Source organism: Stenotrophomonas sp. PA-6-5C, from assembly GCF_021605635.1.
Taxonomy (GTDB): domain Bacteria; phylum Pseudomonadota; class Gammaproteobacteria; order Xanthomonadales; family Xanthomonadaceae; genus Stenotrophomonas; species Stenotrophomonas lactitubi.
This window is the reverse complement of record NZ_WKEE01000108.1, coordinates 1-3,695: the sequence shown is the minus strand read 5'-3', so window position 1 is coordinate 3,695 and position 3,695 is coordinate 1. Positions and strand designations below refer to the sequence as shown.

Below are 3,695 nucleotides of genomic sequence, written 5' to 3'. Positions count from 1 at the left end.
TAGTTGAAGAAGGCCAGTTGCGCGTAGGCGTCTCCTCCTTCCGCCGCCTCTACCAACCACTTGGTTGCATCTCCGATTGCGCCTGTTGGCAACGCCTCGCACTGCTCAAGCATTCGGTCTGTGCTGAGGAGAGAGCGACGTTGCTGATCGACCAGGAACTGCTCGCGCGTCATTCCTGTAGCTTTGAGTAGTTCCGGGTCAACGATTGTGTCTGCGCCGTAAGATGGTTCGCGGAGCTGTAAGCTCGTGCGGCACTCATTCAAGGCCAAGAACAATTGGCGCTTCGCTTCCAAGTCACCAGCTTCGGCTCTCGCAAGAAGCGAGGGGTAGAGATCCGCGAGCGGAACTTTCGGGAGCTGTTGTGCGGCGGCGACCCCACCTGCGAATGGATCTGAGCCATGTTTGGCAATCTGTAAATGGGGAGCCTTGGAAGAGAGTTCTTATCAGGGTGATGTCTCAATGTCAGGCGGAACTGGTGTTGGTTCCGGCTTTGAGCAAGAGGTTGTTAGGGTTGCTGCGAAGAGAAGTGGCAAAAGAAGCGAACGGCACCGACAAGTTGATCTAGCGGCTTGATGCTCAATCTGCATTCGGATCTCCAAGTGGCACAGCTGGGCACTGAGCGGGCAAAGTCGACGGGAGTTGCGAGTCCCTCTTCTATGACCAACGGGGCTGGAGCACACCTCCCCCAGTAGGTGAGGGCTTGGTTCATGTTATGTCTATATGGGCGCAGAGGTTGTAGCGACTGCGTTGCCTTGCTAAGGGACCGTGGAGCGCTCTGAGCAGCGCGCAGCCGGCACGGATTCGGAAGGGTTCAGGCAGATCGCCCGCCGTTCGCAGGATCTGCGACCCTTGCTCGTATGCTCCCGGCCATGCTTCCTTCGCACACGGCTACCAAGGCTTCAGCGCTGCCCCGATCCCCTTTGGCTGGGTCCAGACAGGCGAGCGCTGGACGCTGCGGTGGAATGGCCACGAGGTGGCCGCGGTGGAGCTTGATGGCCGTCCAGGTGTGCGGCTCTGGATGTAAGCCCAGAAGATGTGGGACGTGAAGGAAGAGCGCGCGGCAAGCGTTCGACAGGCTAAGCGGGTCGGGTGCCGCCTCCGCAGCCCCTTGGGCAAGGACTGCTACACGCGCGAGCGATACGCCTGGTCCGGATCGAGCCGCAGACGCAGGCGATGACGATCGATGCAGGTTCGAAGCGCGACTTCGATATCGGCCTGCGCTTGGTGCGGGGCGGGTGGTGATCGGTTGCCTGCACGTGGTGGGCGCCATGGCTGGAGGCGGCGGCAGCATGTGCCCTGCAGCTCTGGATCGTCATGGACGAGCGGCTGGGCGGTATGGGCACACGTCTGGACCCGCTGGCGGCTGCCGCGTTGTTCAACCACCCGGGCCCGGCGGAGTTCCATCGCTACAGGCAGGTGCTGGTGCAGGCCGAGCTGGGCTGATCCGGAACGGATTTCACACCTCATTCATGCCTCCGCGGCAATGTTGAGGTCATAGCGGAAGGGGGACTGCTGGGCGCTCAATGCCCGAGCGCGCGACGGTGCTTGCTCCCCCACGGGCTTGTAGGACTCTGCCTTGAATCTGCTTATCTCTTTAGCCTGCGCGGTGCTGGCAGCAGGCGCTTTGCTGGCGCTTATCCATGGAACCGCGCTGTGTTGGAAGGCGGCCGCTGGCCGGCGCGCAGCGCGACGAAAGGGATCACGATGATGGAGGCGTACCGATACGCCTATCAAAAAGCACGCGGCTGGCACGCTCCGATTCTGATCTCGGCGTGGGCTGGACTCAGGTACTCCCTTACCGGGGATACCGGCTACTTCAAGTCGCATGGCGGCTGGCGCCGCTCAAGGCTCCGCAGAGGCGTGGAGTCCTCCGAGTAGGTGGGCAACAGTAGCGATGCACTGGGAGATGACGACCTACAATCCTGTGATCGGTTGCGACTGGTCGCTGTCCGCCAGGGTAGCTCGGGCAGTTGATCCCCATGATTTTCGATCTTCGGGACGTTCGAGGCGCTGGAGCTACTTCGAGCGGGCACCGCATTGGGTGGCGGCCTCGATGTAGCGAGCCTGCCGATGCTTCAGGAACCTGCTGTAGAACTTGATCTCGCTTCCGCCTCCAGTTCGACGGGCGATCTCAACAAACTCCTTCCCGAGGCGTTGAGCCATTCCACGCATGCGGCGTCTCCATTGGAAGCGGTGAACTGTTCTGAGGCACTACTTGGGCGCGGGTGTGGAAACCGGATCCACGCGCTGGCGAGGTGATTCCCCATCCATCTGGATGGTGGCAACCAGGGCGCCGGTCTTCGCATGCTGGAGGGATACCGCCACCAGCTTCGCAAACAGCAGCTTCTGGTGGATCTCCCGATCGTTGGGGCTGCTCAGCGTCGGAGACCGGTAGTCCACGTTCTGCAGGTAGTACGGAGGTGTGATTTCGACCTGATAGACGAGGGCAACGTCGTTCTTCAGGGATCTTGCCACTTCAGGCTGAACATCGAAGTTGAGGTGCAATGCAGCGGCCGAATTCTCTGTCCATGGCGTGTTGGCGATCGAATCAATGTACTGCATGGGGAAAGCCAGGTTCACCGTTTCGCTGGTGCCCTTGCGGACATTCGCGGTCACGCCGAACGCATTCGTACCGATGTAGGAACTGCCTTTCCCATGTCTGATGGTCATCAGCATGGCGTAGACCAAGTGATACTTCTGCCCATCGGATGCCCCCGACATGAATTTGTTCAGCGCGTGGACGCGCAGCTTCTGCGTGTCGGCGTCGTAGGTCGTATAGGCACTTTCATCGTCGCGGAAGCAGATCTGCCCATTGCGTACCCCGATGGCTTCAATGCTTCGAACTGCGCGCTCTTCATACGCCGACCGGCTGGTAAACTCATCGCGGACGCCGAGCTCGGTGAACAGCCTGCCCGCCACATGCAGGGCGTTGCCCTTCAGGCGAATGGACCCCACAGCGTCATTCACGGAGTCACAGGCTTGCTGCGATGTATTGTCCGCAGCGAGGCATGGGAACGTTGCCGCCATTGCGGCGAAGAGAACATAGTGGCGCATGCGTGGTGTCTTCCATGATCGGTCAATGCTGTCAATTCGATTGCGCCGGCATGCCATCTCTCCTGCGCACCGCGTGCCAAGTATATCCAGCATTGGCCAAGCGGTTGCCGTCTTTGTCCATGCGGTACCGCGCAACGTGATTTCCTGCCGCAGAGGGCTCACCATTGCGGAAGTCTCCTCCGCCGAATGACCATGTCCGAGCACCTGCAGCCTGTGCAGTCATCGCACTACGCCACCATTGCCAGCTGGCTTGATTCGGCTGCCTCCACCCAGCGCTGGGCAGGGCCTGGCGTCGCATTTCCGCTGGCGCCGGATTGCCTGGCCCACGCCCTGGAACTGGAGATCCGCCCTGGCTGGGTACTGCTGGACGCGCATGACAACTGCCTTGGCTTCGGCCAGTACTGGCGGACCGAAGCCGATACCGCACATCTCGGCCGCATCATTGTTTCTCCGCAGGCGCGGGGGCGTGGCCTCGGACGTGTACTGATGCAGTCCTTGAGCAGGCAGGCGCTGCAGGTGGATGGTGTCCGGCGCCTCACCCTGCGCGTGTATCGTGACAACGTGGCCGCGATGGCCTTGTATCGCAACCTCGGATTCGTCGCGGTTGAGCAGGAATCTACGGCGCAACTGCTGTTCATGGC

Annotated in this window: 4 protein-coding genes; 2 read left to right on the top strand and 2 right to left on the bottom strand. The window is 61.0% G+C overall.

What is annotated here, in order from left to right; translation table 11 throughout:
* A partial coding sequence (locus GIW57_RS23595; protein ID WP_236513141.1) for a hypothetical protein occupies positions 1 to 293 on the bottom strand: 293 nt, incomplete at its 3' end.
* Positions 294 to 1,314: 1,021 nt separating this feature from the next.
* Between GIW57_RS23595 and GIW57_RS23745 the strand changes: the two genes are divergently transcribed.
* A complete protein-coding gene (locus GIW57_RS23745; protein WP_265350025.1) occupies positions 1,315 to 1,443 on the top strand; it encodes a hypothetical protein in 129 nt (42 codons plus the stop codon).
* Positions 1,444 to 2,211: 768 nt separating this feature from the next.
* Here the strand turns inward: GIW57_RS23745 and GIW57_RS23590 are convergent.
* Positions 2,212 to 3,054, bottom strand: a complete 843-nt coding sequence (locus GIW57_RS23590) for a hypothetical protein (RefSeq protein WP_236513139.1) — start codon at positions 3,052 to 3,054, stop codon at positions 2,212 to 2,214.
* 192 nt (positions 3,055 to 3,246) lie between these two features.
* Between GIW57_RS23590 and GIW57_RS23585 the strand changes: the two genes are divergently transcribed.
* A partial coding sequence (locus GIW57_RS23585; protein ID WP_236513137.1) for a GNAT family N-acetyltransferase occupies positions 3,247 to 3,695 on the top strand: 449 nt, incomplete at its 3' end.

Bases quoted from the DNA above. Each gene is read 5' to 3' on its own strand.
- GIW57_RS23745 (WP_265350025.1), top strand. From the start codon at position 1,315: ATGGACGAGCGGCTGGGCGGTATGGGCACACGTCTGGACCCGCTGGCG.
- GIW57_RS23590 (WP_236513139.1), bottom strand. From the start codon at position 3,054: ATGCGCCACTATGTTCTCTTCGCCGCAATGGCGGCAACGTTCCCATGC.